Annotated in this window: 13 protein-coding genes; 7 read left to right on the top strand and 6 right to left on the bottom strand. The window is 70.9% G+C overall.

Going from position 1 to position 19,539, the window contains the following annotated elements; translation table 11 throughout:
• Positions 1-31 precede the first annotated feature (31 nt).
• On the bottom strand, positions 32-970 hold the full coding sequence (locus AC0VY3_RS10525) for a PAC2 family protein (protein ID WP_103507707.1): 939 nt from the start codon (positions 968-970) through the stop codon (positions 32-34).
• Between the two features lie 273 nt (positions 971-1,243).
• Here AC0VY3_RS10525 and AC0VY3_RS10520 point away from each other — a divergent pair, with 273 nt between their 5' ends.
• Positions 1,244-2,203 (top strand): right-handed parallel beta-helix repeat-containing protein, encoded by a 960-nt coding sequence (locus AC0VY3_RS10520; RefSeq protein WP_475549480.1) that lies wholly within the window; start codon positions 1,244-1,246, stop codon positions 2,201-2,203.
• 104 nt (positions 2,204-2,307) lie between these two features.
• Here AC0VY3_RS10520 and rpsA read toward each other — a convergent pair whose 3' ends face one another.
• A complete protein-coding gene (rpsA, locus tag AC0VY3_RS10515; protein WP_003969826.1) occupies positions 2,308-3,825 on the bottom strand; it encodes a 30S ribosomal protein S1 in 1,518 nt (505 codons plus the stop codon).
• A gap of 407 nt (positions 3,826-4,232) precedes the next feature.
• Here rpsA and AC0VY3_RS10510 point away from each other — a divergent pair, with 407 nt between their 5' ends.
• Together AC0VY3_RS10510 and hrpB are read left to right on the top strand one after the other, a co-directional pair.
• Complete coding sequence (locus tag AC0VY3_RS10510) at positions 4,233-5,108, top strand: class I SAM-dependent methyltransferase (RefSeq protein ID WP_475549479.1); 876 nt, start codon at positions 4,233-4,235, stop codon at positions 5,106-5,108.
• Positions 5,109-5,145: 37 nt separating this feature from the next.
• Positions 5,146-7,647: an ATP-dependent helicase HrpB gene (hrpB, locus tag AC0VY3_RS10505; protein WP_475549478.1), complete on the top strand. Its 2,502-nt coding sequence runs from the start codon at positions 5,146-5,148 to the stop codon at positions 7,645-7,647.
• Here the strand turns inward: hrpB and pgfA are convergent.
• The 3 genes from pgfA to AC0VY3_RS10490 all read right to left on the bottom strand — a co-directional run bounded on the left by pgfA (position 7,634) and on the right by AC0VY3_RS10490 (position 10,703).
• A complete protein-coding gene (gene pgfA / locus AC0VY3_RS10500) occupies positions 7,634-8,614 on the bottom strand; it encodes a cell envelope lipid trafficking protein PgfA (protein WP_475549477.1) in 981 nt (326 codons plus the stop codon). The two genes, hrpB and pgfA, sit on opposite strands and share 14 nt — an antisense overlap.
• Positions 8,615-8,640: 26 nt before the next feature.
• Positions 8,641-8,778, bottom strand: coding sequence for an SPW_0924 family protein (locus tag AC0VY3_RS10495; RefSeq protein ID WP_106973016.1), 138 nt, complete (start codon positions 8,776-8,778; stop codon positions 8,641-8,643).
• 155 nt (positions 8,779-8,933) lie between these two features.
• The gene (locus AC0VY3_RS10490; protein WP_475549476.1) at positions 8,934-10,703 is read right to left on the bottom strand and encodes a lytic transglycosylase domain-containing protein; all 1,770 of its coding nucleotides are present in this window, start codon (positions 10,701-10,703) and stop codon (positions 8,934-8,936) included.
• Positions 10,704-10,891: 188 nt separating this feature from the next.
• On the opposite strand from AC0VY3_RS10490, the gene AC0VY3_RS10485 reads away from it, so the two are divergent.
• Complete coding sequence (locus tag AC0VY3_RS10485) at positions 10,892-11,764, top strand: DUF4184 family protein (RefSeq protein ID WP_103507308.1); 873 nt, start codon at positions 10,892-10,894, stop codon at positions 11,762-11,764.
• A 109-nt stretch (positions 11,765-11,873) separates the two neighbouring features.
• Here the strand turns inward: AC0VY3_RS10485 and polA are convergent, their stop codons facing one another.
• Entirely contained in the window at positions 11,874-14,585 is a 2,712-nt protein-coding gene (polA, locus tag AC0VY3_RS10480; RefSeq protein WP_103507309.1) for a DNA polymerase I, read from the bottom strand.
• Between the two features lie 133 nt (positions 14,586-14,718).
• Here polA and AC0VY3_RS10475 point away from each other — a divergent pair, with 133 nt between their 5' ends.
• The 3 genes from AC0VY3_RS10475 to AC0VY3_RS10465 all read left to right on the top strand — a co-directional run bounded on the left by AC0VY3_RS10475 (position 14,719) and on the right by AC0VY3_RS10465 (position 19,519).
• Positions 14,719-17,010, top strand: a complete 2,292-nt coding sequence (locus AC0VY3_RS10475; protein WP_475549475.1) for an FdhF/YdeP family oxidoreductase — start codon at positions 14,719-14,721, stop codon at positions 17,008-17,010.
• Positions 17,011-17,099: 89 nt separating this feature from the next.
• Positions 17,100-17,570, top strand: a complete 471-nt coding sequence (locus AC0VY3_RS10470) for a PaaI family thioesterase (RefSeq protein WP_103507310.1) — start codon at positions 17,100-17,102, stop codon at positions 17,568-17,570.
• Positions 17,571-18,283: 713 nt separating this feature from the next.
• Positions 18,284-19,519 carry a branched-chain amino acid ABC transporter substrate-binding protein gene (locus tag AC0VY3_RS10465; protein WP_103507274.1) on the top strand — a complete coding sequence of 412 codons (1,236 nt, stop codon included), beginning with the start codon at positions 18,284-18,286 and terminating at the stop codon, positions 19,517-19,519.
• The last annotated feature ends 20 nt before the right edge of the window (positions 19,520-19,539 follow it).

The raw sequence follows: 19,539 nt of genomic DNA, 5'->3' as shown, positions 1-19,539 counted from the left end.
GGGCCGCAGCCTACGGGCCGGGCCCGGGCGCTCAGCCCTCGCCCTCCCGCTCGGCGAGGAAGCGCTCGAACTCGCGGCCGATCTCGTCGGCGGACGGCAGATCGACCGCCTCGGCGACGAGGTTCCCGCGCGTCTCGGAGCCGGCGACGGCGTCGTACTGGTGCTCAAGGCCCTCGACGAGGGAGACGAGCTCCTCGTCGCCCTGGCCGATCTGCCGGTCGATCTCGGTCTGGGTGCGGTGCGCCTCGGTGCGCAGGGAGTGCGCGAGGGCGGGCAGCACCAGACCGGTCGCGGCCGTGATGGCCTCCAGCGCGGTCAGCGCCGCGTCCGGGTAGGAGGACCGGGCGACGTAGTGCGGTACGTGGGTGGCGACGCCGAGGACGTCATGGCCGGACTCCATCAGCCGGTACTCGACGAGGGCCTCGGCGGATCCGGGCACCTGGGCCTCGTCAAAGGGGCTGCGGTGGCCGGGCATCAGGTCGGTGCGGTTGCCGTGCGGGGTGATGCCGACGGGGCGGGTGTGCGGGACGCCCATCGGGATGCCGTGGAAGTTCACCGCGAGCCGGACGCCGAGGCGCTCGACGATCTGCTCGACGGCGGCGGCGAACCGCTCCCACTCCACGTCCGGCTCGGGGCCCGACAGCAGCAGGAAAGGCGCTCCGGTGGCGTCCTGGACCACCCGGACCTCCAGGGTCGGGGCCTCGAAGGACGTCCAGCGGTCGCGCCGGAAGGTGAGCAGGGGCCGCCGTGCGCGGTAGTCGACGAGCCGGTCGTGGTCGAAGCGCGCGACGACCTGGTGCGGCAGTGTCTCCAGCAGGCCGTCGACGATCTGCTCGCCGGTCTCGCCCGCGTCGATGTAGCCGTCGAAGTGGTAGAGCATGACCAGGCCGGCCGACTCCTGCGCCAAGGCCATGTCGACGACGGCCAGGCCCTTCGGCTCCCATTCGTACAAACTCTGCGGATCAGGCACGGTTACCGCTCCTCCTCGTGTTCCTTGGCAAGAACGCGACCGGTGGCACCAGCATTCCCCGCATGTGGACCTTTCCCCGGAACGAGCGGATGACGGTACGTCAGACGCGCACGCCGCGTGAGTGTTTCACCGCGCCCGGAACCGCCCGCCGATCCTGGTCCAGACCTTGACGCGCCTCGTCGCCATCCCTACCGTCACTGGGCAACACGTTCAGAAACACGTTCCATGTTCATGTACGGGAACCCTGGACCCCTTCGACGGGAAGGCACCCCCATGCGCACCCGCTCCCCCCTCACCGTCCTGCTCGCCGCCGCCCTCGCCGCGGGCGGTCTCACCCTGGCCGGCGCCGGGCCCGCGAACGCCGCGGTCATCGACGTGAGCACCGCCGCCCAGCTCAAGGCGGCGCTCACCACCGTCTCCCCCGGCGACACGATCCGGCTCGCCGACGGCACGTACACCGGGAACTTCAAGGCCACCCGGCCCGGCACCTCCGGGGCCCGGATCACCCTCACCGGCTCCAGCAGCGCGGTCCTGACGGCGGGCGGCGGCTACGGGCTGCACCTCAACGGCGCCTCGTACTGGACCGTCCAGGGCGTCACCATCAAGGGCGGCCAGAAGGGCATCATGGCCGACGCGGCGAACGGGGTCGTCATCGACTCGGTGACCGTGCGCGACCTCGACATGGAGGGCGTCCACTTCCGTAGGTCCAGCAGGGACGGCGTCCTGAAGAACTCCCGGATCCACGACACCGGGCAGAACGGGCGCGGCATGGGCGAGGGGGTGTACGTCGGTTCGGCCGGCGATCTCTCCGACCGCAGCGACAACGTACAGATCCTGAACAACACCATCGGCCCCGACGTCGGCGGCGAGTCCATCGACATCAAGGAAGGCACGACCGGCGCGAGGATCATCGGCAACACCTTCGACGGCCACGGACTGACGGGCGCCAACTACGACGACTCCTGGGTCGATGTGAAGGGCAACAACGTCCTGGTCGAAGGCAACAAGGGGTCCCGCACCACCAACAACGGCTACGAGACGCACACCCAGCAGAGCGGCTGGGGATGCGGCACCGTCTTCCGGAACAACTCCTCGAACCTGACCGGGGCCACCGGCGACAAGCAGCTCGCCATCAATGTCACCAACAACAGCTCCCGTTGCCGCACCACCGTGTATGCCGACAACACCGTCACGGGCGGCAAGGGGCTGACCAACATCGCCGTGACGCCATGACGGACTGAAGGCTGAACATGCGAGTGAGGCCCGCCCCCGAAGGGAACGGGCCTCACTCAACGCTCTACAGCTACTGCAGCCGATGAGCCGCCGGGGTCAGAGCGTCAGCTCTGGCCGCCCGCGAGCTTCTCGCGCAGCGCGGCAAGGGCCTCGTCCGACGCCAGGGCGCCGGAGTTGTCCGCCGACTCCGAGGAGTACGAACCGCCGCCGCCACCGCTGCCGCCGGAGGCGGCCGGAGCAGCGCCGGCCGGGGCCGCAGCGCCCTCGGCCGCAGCGGCCTCGTCGGCCTCGCGGGACTTGATGACCTGGGCCTGGTGCTGCTCGAAGCGCTGCTGCGCCTCGGCGTACTGGGTCTCCCAGACCTCACGCTGCGCCTCGAAGCCCTCGAGCCAGTCGTTGGTCTCGGGGTCGAAGCCCTCGGGGTAGATGTAGTTGCCCTGGTCGTCGTACGACGCGGCCATGCCGTACAGGGTCGGGTCGAACTCGACCGAGGCCGGGTCGCCACCGAAGGACTCGTTGGCCTGCTTCAGCGAGAGGCTGATGCGGCGGCGCTCGAGGTCGATGTCGATGACCTTGACGAAGATCTCGTCGTTGACCTGGACGACCTGCTCCGGGATCTCCACGTGGCGCTCGGCCAGCTCGGAGATGTGGACCAGACCCTCGATGCCCTCGTCGACGCGCACGAACGCACCGAAGGGAACGAGCTTGGTGACCTTACCCGGGACGACCTGACCGATCTGGTGCGTCCGGGCGAACTGCTGCCACGGGTCTTCCTGCGTCGCCTTGAGCGACAGGGAGACGCGCTCGCGGTCCATGTCGACGTCGAGGACCTCGACGGTGACTTCCTGGCCGACCTCGACAACCTCGGAGGGGTGGTCGATGTGCTTCCAGGACAGCTCGGAGACGTGCACGAGACCGTCGACGCCACCCAGGTCCACGAAGGCACCGAAGTTGACGATCGAGGAGACGACGCCGGAGCGGACCTGGCCCTTCTGCAGGGTGGTGAGGAACGTCTGGCGGACCTCGGACTGGGTCTGCTCGAGCCAGGCACGGCGGGACAGGACCACGTTGTTGCGGTTCTTGTCCAGCTCGATGATCTTGGCCTCGAGCTCCTTGCCCACGTAGGGCTGGAGGTCGCGGACACGACGCATCTCGACGAGCGACGCCGGGAGGAAGCCACGGAGGCCGATGTCGAGGATGAGACCACCCTTGACGACCTCGATGACGGTACCGGTGACGATGCCGTCCTCTTCCTTGATCTTCTCGATGGTGCCCCAGGCACGCTCGTACTGAGCGCGCTTCTTCGAGAGGATCAGGCGGCCTTCCTTGTCCTCCTTCTGGAGAACCAGGGCCTCGATCTCGTCGCCGACCTTGACGACCTCGTTCGGGTCGACGTCGTGCTTGATCGAGAGCTCGCGGCTCGGGATGACACCTTCGGTCTTGTAACCGATGTCGAGGAGAACCTCGTCCCGGTCAACCTTGACGATGACACCATCAACGATGTCGCCGTCGTTGAAGTACTTGATCGTCTCGTCGATCGCCGCGAGGAACGCGTCCGCGTCGCCGATGTCGTTGACCGCAACCTGCGGAGTGGTGGCGGTGGTCTCGGTGCTGCTCGTCATGTGGGAAAGGGCTCCGGTACGGACAGAGAGTCGTAGGTACTGCTACGCCGAAAGCCCGTATCGCCTCTGCAGAAGCCGGACAGCCTGGAAAGCGCCATCCGTTTCCGGAGAGACGCCTCGACAACCGAGGGGACATGCAACAGACGCGAGCGCGGCCTGCTAGGTCTGAGGCGCGCAGGCTCGCAGCGCAACTTGTAGCATACGGGGGCAGCCGGACAGGGTCAATGCGCGAAGGCGCACACCCGGGGCACATCGCCCCAATCCCGGCACAACTCATGTTCTCCGAGGCCAGATCGGGCCGAGAACACTACGGCACAGCGCTGCGGACGCACGTCCGTACCTCCGGGGTGCGCCCCCTGGTACGTACCGCGCGCGGCGGGTGAAGGCAAACTACAACGACGGGCACGATGAGCCAAGAGATCCACGGAACCCACTCCTCCAAACACCCGGAACCCCCGGAGCACCCGGGGCTCTCGGCACCCGAGGAGTCCGCAGAGCCCGAGGCCACCCGCCGCGCGGCGGACGGCGCGGAGAGCAGCCGGGCCAGCCGCGGCTGGTGGGACCGGAACGCCGACGAGTACCAGTCGGACCACGGCGGCTTCCTGGGGGACGACCGTTTCGTGTGGGGTCCGGAAGGGCTGGACGAGGCGGAGGCCGCGCTGCTGGGGCCCGCCTCCGCCCTCAAGGGCCTCGATGTCCTGGAGATCGGGGCCGGGGCGGCCCAGTGCTCGCGCTGGCTGGCCGGCCAGGGCGCCCGCCCGGTCGCGCTCGACCTCTCGCACCGCCAGCTCCAGCACGCCCTGCGGATCGGCGAGGGCCTGCCGCTGGTCGAGGCGGACGCGGGCCGGCTCCCGTTCCGGGACGCCTCCTTCGACCTGGCCTGTTCCGCGTACGGGGCGGTGCCGTTCGTCGCCGACCCCGTCCAGGTCTTCCGTGAGGTCCACCGGGTGCTGCGGCCCGGCGGGCGCTGGGTGTTCTCCGTGACGCACCCGATCCGCTGGGCGTTCCCGGACGAGCCCGGCCCCGAGGGCCTTTCCGTCGCCGCCTCCTACTTCGACCGCGTCCCCTATGTGGAGCAGGACGAGAACGGCGACGCCGTCTATGTGGAACACCACCGCACGCTGGGCGACCGGGTCCGGGACGTGGTGGCGGGCGGTTTCCGGCTGGTCGATCTGGTGGAACCGGAATGGCCTGCCTGGAACGACCAGGAGTGGGGCGGCTGGTCCCCGCTGCGCGGCAATCTGATCCCGGGCACGGCGATCTTCGTCTGCGAGCGGGACTGACCGTCCGCACCCGATGCGCCCGTACGACACTGGGGGCGTGATCCGTACCGAAGCCCTGGCCCGCCTCCCCGTCCGCACCGCCGTGCCCGCCCTGGAGCGTGCGCTCGACGACCGGGGCGTCGCCGTCCTGTGCGCCCCGCCCGGCACCGGCAAGACGACGCTGGTGCCGCTGGTGCTGGCCGGGCTGACCGGCCCGGGCCCGGTGCGCCGGGTCGTGGTCGCCGAGCCGCGCCGGATCGCCGCGCGGGCGGCGGCGCGGCGGATGGCCTGGCTGCTGGGCGAGCGGCCGGGCGAGCGGGTCGGGTTCACGGTGCGCGGCGAGCGTGTGGTGGGCCCGGAGACCGTGGTGGAGGTCGTGACCACCGGGGTGCTGCTCCAGCGGCTCCAGCGGGACCAGGAGCTGGCCGGGGTGGACGCGGTGATCATCGACGAGTGCCACGAGCGGCATCTGGACGCGGACACGGTGGCCGCGTTCCTCCTGGACGTACGCGAGGCGATCCGGCCCGATCTGCGGCTGGTGGCGGCGTCCGCGACCACGGACGCCGAGGGCTGGGCACGGCTGCTGGGCGATGCCCCGGTGGTCGAGGCCGAGGGCGTCTCGTATCCGGTGGAGGTCCTCTGGGCGCCGCCCGCGCGGCCGGTGAAACCGCCGCACGGTATGAGGGTCGATCCGGCGCTGCTGGCGCATGTGGCGGCGACCGTGCGGCGGGCGCTGGCCGAGCGGGAGGGCGATGTGCTCTGTTTCCTGCCCGGTGTCGGCGAGATCGCGCGGGTGGCCGGGCAGCTCGCCGGGGTGGACGCGGAGGTGCTGCAGGTGCACGGGCGGGCTCCGGCCGCCGTGCAGGACGCGGTGCTGGCCGGTTCTTCCGAGGGGCGGCGGGTGGTGCTGGCGACCTCGGTGGCGGAGTCGTCCCTGACGGTGCCGGGCGTGCGGGTCGTCGTCGACTCGGGTCTCGCGCGCGAACCCCGTACCGACCATGCCCGGGGCCTGAGCGCCCTGACGACCGTACGGGCCTCCCAGGCGGCAGGCCGGCAGCGCGCCGGGCGGGCGGGGCGGGAGGCTCCGGGGGCGGTGTACCGGTGCTGGGACCGGGCCGAGGACGGGCGGCTCGCGCGCTTTCCGTCGCCGGAGATCAAGGTCGCCGACCTCGCCGCGTTCGCGCTCCAGGCGGCGTGCTGGGGCGATCCGGGCGCTTCCTCGCTCGCCCTGCTGGACCCGCCGCCCGCCGGGGCGATGGGCGCGGCCCGTCAGGTGCTGGAGGCGATCGGCGCGGTGGACGGCGAGGGCCGGGTGACCGACCGGGGCGTACGGATGTCCCGGCTCGGCCTGCACCCCCGGCTGGCACGGGCTCTGCTGGACGGTGCGCGGGAGGTCGGGGCGCGGCGGGCCGCGGAGGTGGTGGCCCTGCTGAGCGAGGAGCCGCCGAGGGAGTACGGGGACGATCTGGCGGCGGCGCTGCGGAGCGCCCGCCGGGGCCGGGACGGGTATGCGGCGCGCTGGAAGCAGGAGGTGCGCCGCCTCTCGGCCCAGGTGAGCGGGGTGGGCGCCGCCGAAGGCCGCACCGATGACGCCGTCGTGGGGCTCGTCGCCGCGCTGGCTTTTCCGGAACGGGTGGCGCGGGCCCGGGGCGACGGGGCCTTCCTGATGGCGTCGGGCACGGGCGCGGAGCTGCGGGACGGCTCACGGCTGCGCAGCGCGCCCTGGCTGGCGGTGGCGGTCGCGGACCGGCCCTCCCACGCGGCCTCCGCGCGGGTGCGGCTGGCGGCGGTGGTCGACGAGTCCACCGCGCTGCTGGCCGCCGGGCATCTGCGGGTACGGGGCGAGGAGGTCCGCTGGGTGGACGGCGAGGTGGTGGCCCGGTCCGTGGACCGGCTGGGGGCGGTGGAGCTGGCGGTGCGGCCGCTGAAGCAGCCCGATCCGGAGCTGGTGCGCGGGGCCCTGGTGGAGGGGTTGCGGCGGGAGGGGCTCGGGCTGCTGCGGTGGACCCGGGACAGTGAGCAGCTGCGGCTGCGGCTGGCGTTTCTGCACCGGGTGCTGGGGTCGCCGTGGCCGGACGTCTCGGACGAGGCGCTGCTCGCGGAGACCGGGGCGTGGCTGGAGCCGGAGCTGTCGCGGGCGCGGCGCCGCCCGGACCTGGGCCGGATCGACGCGGGCCAGGCGTTGCGGCGGCTCCTGCCCTGGGCGACCGGGGAGGGAGCCCGGCTGGACGAGCTGGCGCCGGAGCGGATCGAGGTGCCGAGCGGTTCGCGGATCCGGGTGGAGTACGGCGGTGAGCAGCCCGTGCTGGCGGTGAAGCTCCAGGAGCTGTTCGGGCTGGCCGAGACGCCGCGGGTGGCCGGGGTGCCGGTCCTGGTCCATCTGCTCTCCCCCGCCGGGCGGCCCGCGGCCGTGACGGCGGACCTGGCGTCGTTCTGGCGGGAGGGCTACACGGCGGTCCGCGCGGAGCTGCGCGGCCGCTACCCGAAGCATCCGTGGCCGGAGGACCCCGCGACCGTACCGGCGACGCGGTTCACCTCGGCCCGGCTCAAGCGTTCGTAGGGCTCCCCGGCCGCGGACTCCCCGGCTGCCGGGACCGCGCCTCCAGCCACAGGGCCAGTGCGAACAGTCCGAGGCCGAGGCCGAGGAAGCCCCAGGGCAGGTACGAGGTGAGGAGGAGGACCAGGACGCGCTGGGACTTGACCAGGTCGACGGTGTCCACGATGTAGTCCTCGCGCATCTTCACATGGCCGGAGAACGCGGTGACGGTGTCCTCGGACATGCCCATCTTCTTGGCGTTGCGCAGCTCTTCCTCGTGGATCTCCTCGCCGTTGACGGGCGCCCCGGTGACCGGGTCGACCCAGAACATGCGCTGGGTGGTGTACCAGCGGGTCATGCCGGTCTGTGCGATCTGCTCGGCGGTGATGCCCTTGATGGGCATCTTCTTCGGCATCGGGACCTCGGTCCACGGGATGGTCTGCTCGAAGTAGTAGACCTCCAGGCCGCGGAAGGTGCGGGTGCCCTTGTAGTGGATGGGGGCGGTGGTGCGGCTCTGGGCGTCGAAGTACTCGTAGTCCCGTTTCTCGGTGAGGAAGGGCCACTTGAACTCGATGCCTTCGCGCCGGACCGGGTCGCCGTCGACCATCTCTCCGGTGGCGTTGACGGGGGCCTGGGTGTGGGCGTCGAAGATGTAGCGCTCGGGTATTTCGGAGACCATCTTGCCGTTGGGGCCCTGGATGTAGGAGAGCGCGTCCCAGACGACGACGTCGCGGCCGGCGCTGCGTTCGATCTTCTCGGACTCCTCGACGTTGCCCTTGAGCGTCTGGACGATGGTGACCTTGTCGACCTTCCTGGCCTTGAGGGTGGTGTAGTCGAGGAGCGTCGCGGGGGACGCCTCCAGGACGACTTCCTGGTACTGGCTCGGCGGGACCTTCGCCAGGCGCGGGAAGGCGTACCAGCGCAGCAGCGGTGACAGGGCTGCGAAGAACACGGCGAAGGCCAGGAGTACGAGACCGGCTCGGCGGCGCATGGTGGTGACCTCTCCCTCTGCGGCGGCTATCTCTTCGGGCCCGGGACGGTGGTCAGGAGGGGTTCGGGCGAGGTCTCCCCGGCCGGTGAGCCGACGGCGGAGATGGTGAACACGAGCGCGAGGGCGGCGGCCAGTCCGATGGCGGCGGCGACGAGGGCACGCATGCTCGGCCTCCCGGGGCGGTGGTCCGACGACGGCGATCTGATGGGCCGTCAGGGCTGGGGCACCGTAGCAACCGGGGCGCGATATGAGAACACAGCGGACAGCCCCTCCGCCGGGTGGTGGAGGGGCTGTGCGGCAGCTGTGCGGTGCGGCGGTCTCAGGCCTCGGGGGTTTCCGTCTTCCCCGGCGCCGGCTCCTCCGGGGCGGTCTCCTCGGGCGCCGTCTCCTCCGGGGCCTGGATGGTGAGCTCGATGACGACCGAGGCGCCGCCCTCGGTGGTGAGGCGCAGTTCGAAGGTGCCCTCGGTGTCGTCGGCGAAGATCTCCGGGAGCCGGAGCACACCGTCGGCGTCCGTCGTCAGGGTGGTGAGGCTACGGACCGGCTTGCCGTCCGCGTCCTTGAAGTACGGGCCCTTGTCGTTGTCGAAGAGCCCCAGCGGGTCCTTGACCATCGTGGCGGTGACGGCCACTCCGGCCGCGGCTGCGTCCTTGTAGGTGGCCTTGACGGTGACGGCGTTCGCGAACTTCTCGCCGGGCGCGGCGACGAGCTCCTTCTCGTCGGTGCGGGCGATCGCGTCGGCCTGGCGGGCGGTGACGGTCGCCGCGTAGGTCAGGGTGCGCGGCCTGCCGACTCCGGCGACGGCGGTGACCGTGAACTCCCCGGCCTTCTCGCCGGCCTGGAGCGCCGGTGCGGTGGCGGTGCCGTCGGACCCGGTCGTCACCTTGACGGTCTTCTTGCCGCCGGCGAAGAGCGTGCCGGTGTCGCCGGTGACGGTGAAGGTGACGGGGACCTTGGCGAGCGGGGCGCCGAGGGCGTTCCGGGCTCGGACGGAGACCCGCTCGTCGAACTCCTGGCCCGCGGTGGCGCGCAGCGGTCCGGTGCCCGCGTTCTCCAGGGAGCCGAAGGTCTCGGCCGGCGGCGTCGGCTTGGGGGTGGGCGGCTTCGGGGTGGGCGGCTTCGGCGTCGGGCTGGTGGAGCCGCCGCCGGGCTTGGAGGGGCCGGGGCTCGGCTTTCCGCCCGGCTTGCCCGGGGAGGGCGTCGGGCTCGGGGTGGCGCTGGGGCCGGTGCTCGGGCCAGGGTTCGGGGAGGGGGTGCTCGGGGTGGTGGGCAGCGTTCCGGTGCCGTCGGGGATCTCGTGCGTACCGCGCTGGTAGTACGAGAACCAGGAGCGGACGGTGCGCAGATACTCCGTTGAACGGTTGTAGCTCAGCACCGCCCGGTCGAGGTCGGCGGCGATGGCCAGATCGCGGTCGTTGGCGCAGAGGTAGCGGCCGGCGGCGAGCGCCGCGTCGTAGATGTTGTTGGGGTCCTTGCGGCCGTCGCCGTTGGCGTCCTGGCCCCAGGAGGCCCAGGTCGAGGGGATGAACTGCATCGGGCCGACCGCACGGTCGTGGACCGCGTCGCCGTCGTACGCCCCGCCGTCGGTGTCCTTGATCAGCGCGAAGCCCTGGCCGTTGAGGGCCGGGCCGAGGATCGGGGAGGTGGTGGTGCCGTCGGCGTTGACGCGCCCGCCGCGGGCCTGGCCGGACTCGACCTTGCCGATCGCCGCGAGGAGTTGCCAGGGCAGCCGGCAGTTCGGGTCGGTGGTCGCGACGGTCCGCTCGGCCTGCTTGTACGCGGCCAGGATCGAGGCCGGAATGCCCGCTTCCGCACTGCCGGTGGCCGGGAGATTGCTGGAGGATCCGGGCTTGTCGGGCGTGACCAGGGGCGGAAGGTCCGTGTAGTAGGGCGAGTTGCCGGTCGCGGCGCCGTCGTTGTCGGCGCTCGCGGTGTCCTTGCCCGCCGCCTTCGGGTCACCGCTGCCCGCGGATCCGTCGGCCAGGGTCGCCGCGGGCGCCTGCGAGGCCGCGAGCGCCGCCACGGCGGCCGCCGCCACCGCGGTGGTCGTGGCCCCCTTGCGCAGACGTCGGCGAATGTGCGCTGCCATACGTTCCGGTCCCTCCCCCTCGAAGGCTGCTCGCGCTCCCCAGCGCGAGGACTCCAGCGACCCTACGGCACCTTGTGTCGCCCGGACACCGAGCCCTGACCGCTTCTTACGGTTTTCTCACGTTCCCGTTCGCACGTTGTCCGGTAGGTCACGGAAGGGTGCCCTGACGGTCCCGCATACTTGCCGCCATGCCGTTCACGCTCAGTCATGCCGCCGCCGTGCTCCCGGCGATCCGCCGGAACGGGACCGCCCGATGGCCGCTGTTCCCCTCGGCGCTCGTGGCCGGTTCGTTCGCGCCCGACATCACCTACTTCGCGGACACGGTGATTCCCGGGGCGATGGAGTTCGGTTCGTTCACCCACACCTTCCTCGGGGTGGTCACGGTGAACGTGGCCATCGCCGCGGTGCTGGTGGCGGTGTGGGCGCTGCTGCGGGAGCCGCTGGTGGCGCTGTTGCCGGCACGGGTACGGGGCCGGGTGCACGCCTTCGTCCGGGGGCAGCGGTGGACGCGCGCCTCCTTCGTTCCGTCCGGCTGGCTGTGGTTCGCCGTCTCCGGCGCGCTGGGAGCTGCCACCCATGTGGTGTGGGACGCGTTCACCCACCACAGCCGGTGGGGGACGGAGCTGGTGCCGGTGCTCAGCCGCAGCGTCGGCGGCCACCCGGTGTTCCAGCTCGTCCAGTACGGGAGTTCGGCCCTGGCCCTCGTGGTCATCGGCTGGTTCGCCGCCACCGGGCTGCGCCGCACCGCACCGGCCCCCGCGCCCGCCGAGGTGCCGGTGCTCGGCCGCCGGGAACGGTGGGGTGCGCTCGGGCTGCTGACCCTGTGCGTGCTGGCCGGCGTCGTGCACCGGTGCGCCCGCTGGTACGCCCACTTCGGCCGGGTGGACACCCCGCTCGACATCATCCCGACGGCCTGTTTCGGCGCGGGCGCCGGGCTGGCGGCCGGGCTGCTGCTGTACGGGGCGTGGATGCGGCTGCGCCCGGGAGCGCGGGGCTCGGGCCGGGCCGGGTCCGTGCCGGAGGAGTCCCGTACCGGAGAGCCGGCCGGCCGGGCGCGGTAGCGACAAGGAGCAAGCGACGAGCGGCCTGAGGGCGGCAGCGGAAATGAGGGCGGGCCCGGAACCGGGGCACGGTTCCGGGCCCACACCCCGTGACGCGGGTGCCGGTGGCTCAGTGCGCGGCGGACTCCCAGTCCTTGCCGACGCCGACCGAGACGTCCAGCGGGGCGCGCAGCTCGACGGCGTGGGCCATCTCGTGGCGCAGGATCTCCTCGACCTGCTTCCGCTCGCCCTCGGCGATCTCCAGGACGATTTCGTCGTGGACCTGGAGCAGCATCCGCGAGGCCAGCTTCGCCTCGGTCAGCGCCTTGTCCACCCGCAGCATCGCCACCTTCACGATGTCCGCGGCGGTGCCCTGGATCGGGGCGTTGAGCGCCATCCGCTCGGCGGCCTCGCGGCGCTGGCGGTTGTCGCTGTTGAGGTCGGGGAGATAGCGGCGGCGGCCGAGGATCGTCTCCGTGTAGCCGGTGGCCCTGGCCTCCTCGACCACCCGGTGGAGGTAGTCCCGTACCCCGCCGAACCGCTCGAAGTAGGTGTCCATCAGCACCCGGGCCTCGGCGGGGTCGATGTTCAGCTGCTGGGAGAGGCCGAACGCGGAGAGACCGTAGGCCAGGCCGTAGGACATGGCCTTGATCTTGCGGCGCATCTCCGCGTCCACCGCGTCCTTCTCGACGCCGAAGACCTGCGAGGCGACCGTGGTGTGCAGGTCCTCGCCGGAGGTGAACGCCTCGATCAGACCGGCGTCCTCGGAGAGGTGCGCCATGACCCGCAGCTCGATCTGGCTGTAGTCCGCCGTCATCAGCGTCTCGAAGCCCTCACCGACGACGAACCCGCGGCGGATCGCCCGGCCCTCGTCGGTGCGGACCGGGATGTTCTGCAGGTTGGGGTCGGTGGAGGAGAGCCGGCCGGTCGCCGCGACCGTCTGGTTGAACGTGGTGTGGATCCGGCCGTCGGCGGCGATCGTCTTGATCAGGCCCTCGACGGTGACCCGCAGCTTGGCCTGCTCACGGTGGCGCAGCATCAGGACCGGCAGCTCGTGCTCGGTCTGCGCGGCCAGCCAGGCCAGCGCGTCCGCGTCCGTGGTGTATCCCGTCTTGGTCTTCTTCGTCTTCGGCAGACCCAGCTCGCCGAAGAGGATCTCCTGGAGCTGCTTGGGCGATCCGAGATTGAACTCGCGGCCCACCGCCGCGTGCGCCTCCTTCACCGCCTGCTGCACGGTCCCGGCGAACTGCTGCTCCATGGACTCCAGATGGGCCCGGTCCGCGGCGATCCCGTGCCGCTCCAGCCGGGCCAGCAGGATCGAGGTCGGCAGCTCCATGTCGTACAGCAGCTCGGTCGCGTTGACCTCCTTCAGCCGGGTCGTGAACGCGTCGCCCAGGTCCAGCACCGCGCGGGCCTGCGCCATCAGGGCGTCCGCTTCGGCCCGGTCGTCCGCGCCGAAGGCCAGCTGCCCGTCGGATGCGGCGGCCGGGGCCAGCTCGCGGCCCAGATACTCCACGGCCAGCGCGTCCAGGGCGAACGAGCGGCGGCCCGGCTTCACCAGATACGCGGCGAGCGCGGTGTCCATCGTGACGCCTTCGAGCCGCCAGCCGTGCTCGGGCAGCACCCGCATCACGTTCTTCGCGTTGTGCAGGACCTTCGGCCGGGCCGGGTCGGACACCCAGGCGGCGAACGCCTGCTCGTCGGCCTCCTCCAGCTGCGACGGGTCCAGCCAGGCGGCGGCCCCGTCGGCGGCGGCGAGGGCGATCTCGGTGACCGTGCCGGCCCCCAGCGACCAGGTGTCCACCGTCATCACGCCGAGTGGCTGCGCGCCGTGCTCCTCCAGCCACGGGGCGACCTCGCCGGAGCCGAGCACCGCCCCGTCCAGCTCGATCCCGGCGGCGGGCGCGGGCGGCTCGGCCTCCGCCGCACCCGGGTCGACGGCCAGCAGCCGCTCGCGCAGGCTCGGGTTACGGATCTCCAGTATGTCCAGGACACCGGTGACCGCCGTGCGGTCGTACGGAGCGCGCTCCAGCTCGGCCGGGGTCTTCGGCAGCTCCACGTCACGGACCATCTCGGTCAGCACGCGGTTCATCTTCACCGCATCCAGGTGGTCGCGGAAATTCTGCCCGGCCTTGCCCTTGACCTCCTCGGCCCGCTCGACGAGCTCGGCGAAGGAACCGAACTGGTTGATCCACTTCGCGGCCGTCTTCTCACCGACCCCGGGGATGCCCGGGAGGTTGTCCGACGGGTCGCCGCGCAGGGCGGCGAAGTCCGGATACTGCTGCGGGGTGAGTCCGTACTTCTCGACGACCTTCTCCGGGGTGAACCGGGTCAGCTCGGAGACCCCCTTGGTGGGGTAGAGCACGGTCACGTTGTCGGTGATCAGCTGGAAGGAGTCCCGGTCGCCGGTGACGATCAGGACCTCGAACCCGGCCGCCTCGGCCTGGGTCGCCAGCGTCGCGATGACGTCGTCCGCCTCGAACCCGTCCACCGCGAACCGGTCCGCGTGCATCGCGTCCAGCAGCTCGCCGATCAGCTCGACCTGCCCCTTGAACTCGTCGGGAGTCTTGGAGCGGTTCGCCTTGTACTCCGGGAACTCCTGGGCACGCCAGGTCTTGCGGGACACGTCGAACGCGACCGCGAAGTGCGTGGGCGCCTCATCACGCAGGGTGTTCGCCAGCATCGACATGAAGCCGTACACGGCGTTCGTCGGCTGCCCCACCGCCGTCGTGAAATTCTCCGCGGGCAGGGCGAAGAACGCCCGGTACGCCAGGGAGTGCCCGTCCATGAGGAGCAGGCGCGGTCGGTTGTCTGCCGTCTTCTTCGATGCCGTCTCAGCCACGCCCCCGATCCTGCCACGGACCACTGACAATCCGGACCGGCACGACTTCCGCGGGGCCGTGACAGGATCGATGGTGAGGACATGAACATGAGTACGCCGCCACGTGGAAGAGCGCTCGAAGGGGAGCAGCATCATGGCCACCAAGCCGCCGACCGGTGACCCGGTCCAGGACGCCCCGCAGGTCGAGGCGGCCCCGCACGCCGCCGCCGGACTGCCCGCCGTCGCCCACTCCCTGCGCATCGCCCAGCAGCAGATGGGCGTGCGCCGCACCGCGCAGACCCTTCTCAAGGTCAACCAGAAGAACGGGTTCGACTGCCCCGGCTGCGCCTGGCCCGAGGGCGACAAGCGGCACACCGCCGAATTCTGCGAGAACGGCGCGAAGGCCGTCGCGGAGGAGGCGACGCTGCGCCGCGTCACCCCCGACTTCTTCGCCGCCCACCCGCTCGACGACCTCGCCGGGCGCAGCGGCTACTGGCTGGGCCAGCAGGGCAGGATCACCCACCCGGTGTACCTCCCGGAGGGTGCCGACCGGTACGAGGCCATCACCTGGGACCGGGCGTTCGCGATCATCGCCGAGGAGCTGACCGCGCTCGACTCCCCCGACGAGGCCCTCTTCTACACCTCGGGCCGCACCAGCAACGAGGCCGCGTTCCTGCTCCAGCTCTTCGCCCGCGAGTTCGGCACCAACAATCTGCCGGACTGCTCCAACATGTGCCACGAGTCGTCCGGCTCGGCGCTCACCGAGACCATCGGCATCGGCAAGGGCAGCGTCTCGCTGGAGGACCTCCACCAGGCCGACCTGATCATCGTCGCCGGCCAGAACCCCGGCACGAACCACCCCCGGATGCTCTCCGCCCTGGAGAAGGCCAAGCAGTCCGGAGCGAAGATCATCTCGGTGAACCCGCTGCCCGAGGCCGGCATGGAGCGGTTCAAGAACCCCCAGACCCCGCACGGCATGATCAAGGGCACCCCGCTCAACGACCTCTTCCTGCAGATCCGCATCGGCGGCGACCAGGCGCTCTTCCGTCTCCTCAACAAGCTGATCCTGGCCACCGAGGGCGCGGTCGACTCCGCGTTCGTCGCCGAACACACCCACGGTTACGAAGAGTTCGCCAAGGCCGCCGAGGCGGCCGACTGGGACGAGACGCTGAGGGCCACCGGCCTCACCCGCGCCGAGATCGAGCAGGCCCTCGCCCTCGTCCTCGCGTCGAAGCGCACCATCGTCTGCTGGGCAATGGGCCTCACCCAGCACAAGCACTCCGTGCCCACCATCCGCGAGGTGGTCAACTTCCTTCTGCTGCGCGGGAACATCGGCCGCCCCGGCGCCGGGGTCTGCCCGGTGCGCGGCCACTCCAACGTCCAGGGCGACCGCACGATGGGCATCTTCGAACGGCCCGCACCGGCCTTCCTCGACGCCCTCGACAAGGAGTTCGGCATCACCTCGCCACGCCACCACGGGTACGACGTGGTGCGCTCCATCCAGGCGCTCCGCGACGGCGAGGCGAAGGTCTTCTTCGCCATGGGCGGCAACTTCGTCGCGGCCACCCCCGACACCGCCGTCACCGAGGCCGCGATGCGCCGCGCCCGCCTCACCGTCCACGTCTCGACCAAGCTCAACCGCTCGCACGCCGTCACCGGGACCCGCGCCCTGATCCTGCCGACGCTCGGCCGCACCGACAAGGACGTCCAGGCGGGCGGCAAGCAGTTCGTCACCGTCGAGGACTCCATGGGCATGGTCCACGCCTCCCGCGGCAACCTCACCCCCGCGAGCCCCCATCTGCTCTCGGAGCCGGCCATCGTCGCCCGCCTCGCGCGCGCGGCCCTCGGCGCCCGCTCCCGTACCGACTGGGAAGCCTTCGAACGGGACTACGCCACCATCCGCGACCGCATCTCCCGCGTCGTCCCCGGCTTCCAGGACTTCAACACCCGCATCGCCCGGCCCGGCGGCTTCACCCTCCCGCACGCCCCGCGCGACGAACGCCGCTTCCCCACCGCCACCGGCCGCGCCAACTTCACCGCCGCCCCCGTCGAGTACCCCGAACTCCCCGACGGCAGGCTCCTGTTGCAGACCCTGCGCTCCCACGACCAGTACAACACCACCATCTACGGACTCAACGACCGCTACCGGGGCATCAAGGGCGGCCGTCGCATCGTCATGGTCAACCCCGAGGACGCCGCCGCCCTCGGTCTCACCGACGGCGCGTACACCGACCTCGTCAGCGAGTGGAAGGACGGCGTGGAGCGCCGCGCGGAGGGCTTCCGCATCGTCCACTACCCCACCGCCCGGGGCTGCGCCGCCGCCTACTACCCCGAGACCAATGTCCTGGTCCCCCTGGACTCCACGGCCGACACCAGCAACACCCCGGCCAGCAAGTCGGTCGTCATCCGCTTCGAGGAGCCCCGGAGCACCCCCGGCGACGACTGAAAACCGCCACTCCCTAAGCGTCCGCTCAGCCGTCTGATAAGAACAGTGCAGACACCAACGAACCAGCGCAGCCGAACGGAGCCGGACCCATGGGCGAGCACACCGCACCCCTCTTCCCGCAGGAAGTCATCGACGAGTACGCGGCACTCGGCGTCGACCTGCCCGCCCTCTTCTCCGCCGGCCACCTCGGCGAGCGCATGGGCGTCACCATCGTCGAGGCATCCGCCGACCGCGTCGTCGGCACCATGCCCGTCGAAGGCAACACCCAGCCCTACGGCCTCCTGCACGGAGGCGCCTCCGCCGTCCTCGCCGAAACCCTCGGATCCATCGGCTCCATGCTCCACGGCGGAGCCGCCAAGCTCGCCGTCGGCGTCGACCTCAACTGCACCCACCACCGGGGCGTCCGCAACGGCCTCGTCACCGGCGTCGCCACCCCCGTGCACCGGGGCCGCTCCACCGCCACGTACGAGATCGTCATCACCGACGAGCAGGACAAGCGGGTCTGCACCGCACGCCTCACCTGCCTGCTCCGCGACGCCCCCAAGCCCGAAGCGGGCTGAACCACCGCAGCACACGAAACGGCCTGCCGACCGACGTCGGCAGGCCGTTCGCCGTACCGGCAGCGGTTCCGCCACGTACGCCACCGGCGCCGCCACTCGCCGACCACCCTCCGCGACCACACCGCGACTCCGGCGCATCCCCCACCACGGCCACACCGCATTCCGGACTGCGCATCCCCATATCCGAAGCGCATAAGGGAAGTTGACGGAAACCCACGGTCAACACCCTTGACGGCCAACCTCGTTCCATGACCTGCTTCAACAGCGCCACCGGCCCGGCAAGGCAACACACATATCCCACACATGTAACACTGCGTAATTTTTGTGCAGTACACGAAAAAGCCCACACCCCCACCCCCGCACCCCCGGCCGGCCACCCCCCGCCGCCCTCGCACCCCGATCCGCGCGACAGCACCAAGATCACCCCAAGCCCCTTAGCAGAGCTGCGCGTTCTCACCATGCGGGCACTGCGCAGTCCAGGCGAAACCCGCACATCCCCTCACAGGAACCTCAAGCCTTGCTCAAGGGCATAACAAGAGAGTCACATCCGCAGCCGACCCATCCCGATGGCCCCCGGCTGCGCTTAGAGTCACGGCCAGTCACCGCGCCGCCGGGCGCGTCTGCTGCACGGCCCTGTACCAACCCAGTACGGCCCGGCGATGATCACGGCACCTCATGCCCGAGGAGCGCCGCGCCAGGGAAAGGACCCTCTCGTGCGACACCGTTCTTTGCTCATACTCACCGCAGTGCTCACCACCGGAGCACTGACGCTCACCGCCTGCGGGTCGCGCGACGAAGGAAGCAAGGACAGCGGAGACAAAGGTGGCAAGACCACCGTCGTCATCGGCGTCGACGCGCCCCTGACCGGCTCCCTCTCCGCGCTCGGCCAGGGCATCAAGAACTCCGTGGACCTCGCGGCCAAGACCGCGAACAAGAACAACGAGGTCCCCGGCATCGAGTTCAAGATCGAAGCCCTCGACGACCAGGCCGTCCCCGCCTCCGGACAGGCCAACGCCACCAAGCTCGTCGGCAACCCCGACGTCCTCGGCGCCGTCGGCCCGCTGAACTCCGGCGTCGCCCAGTCCATGCAGGGCGTCTTCGACAAGGCAGACCTCACCCAGGTCTCCCCCGCCAACACCAACCCCGCCCTCAGCCAGGGCGACAGCTGGGGCAAGGGCGACCCGAAGCGCGTCTTCAAGACCTACTTCCGTACCTGCGCCACCGACGTCGTCCAAGGCAAGTTCGCCGCCCAGTACCTCTACAACGACGCCAAGAAGAAGAAGGTCTACGTCGTCGACGACAAGCAGACCTACGGCGCCGGCCTCGCCGCCATCTTCTCCGCGGAGTTCGAACGCCTCGGCGGCAAGGTCATCGGGACCGACCACGTCACGGTCAAGGAGACCGACTTCTCCAGCACCGCCGACAAGGTCAAGAGCTCCGGAGCCGACTCCGTCTACTACGGCGGCCAGTACCCCGAGGGCGGCCTGCTCTCCGACCAGATCAAGAAGACCGGCGCCAAGATCCCCACCATGGGCGGCGACGGCATCTACGACCCCGCCTTCATCAGCGCCTCCGGCGAAGCCAACGACGGCGACCTCGCCACCTCCATCGGCTACCCCGTCGAGGCCCTCCCGACCGCCAAGAAGTTCATCGAGGACTACAAGGCCGGCGGCTACAAGGACCCCTACGCGGCCTACGGCGGCTACTCCTACGACGCGGCATGGTCCATCATCCAGGCCGTCAAGGCCGTCGTCGCCGACAACGACGGCAAGCTCCCCGAGGACGCTCGCGCCAAGGTCACCGAGGCCATGTCCAAGGTCTCCTTCGACGGCGTGACCGGCAAGGTCGCCTTCGACGAATTCGGTGACACCACCAACAAGCAGCTCACCGTCTACGAGGTCCAGAAGGGCGCCTGGAAGGACGTCAAGAGCGCCACGTTCGAGGACTGATCGCCGCAGCACAGCCCCGC

This window comes from Streptomyces sp. iso_384, assembly GCF_056172905.1.
Note: the sequence above shows the minus strand (reverse complement) of the source record. Positions and strands in the feature narration are given on the sequence as shown.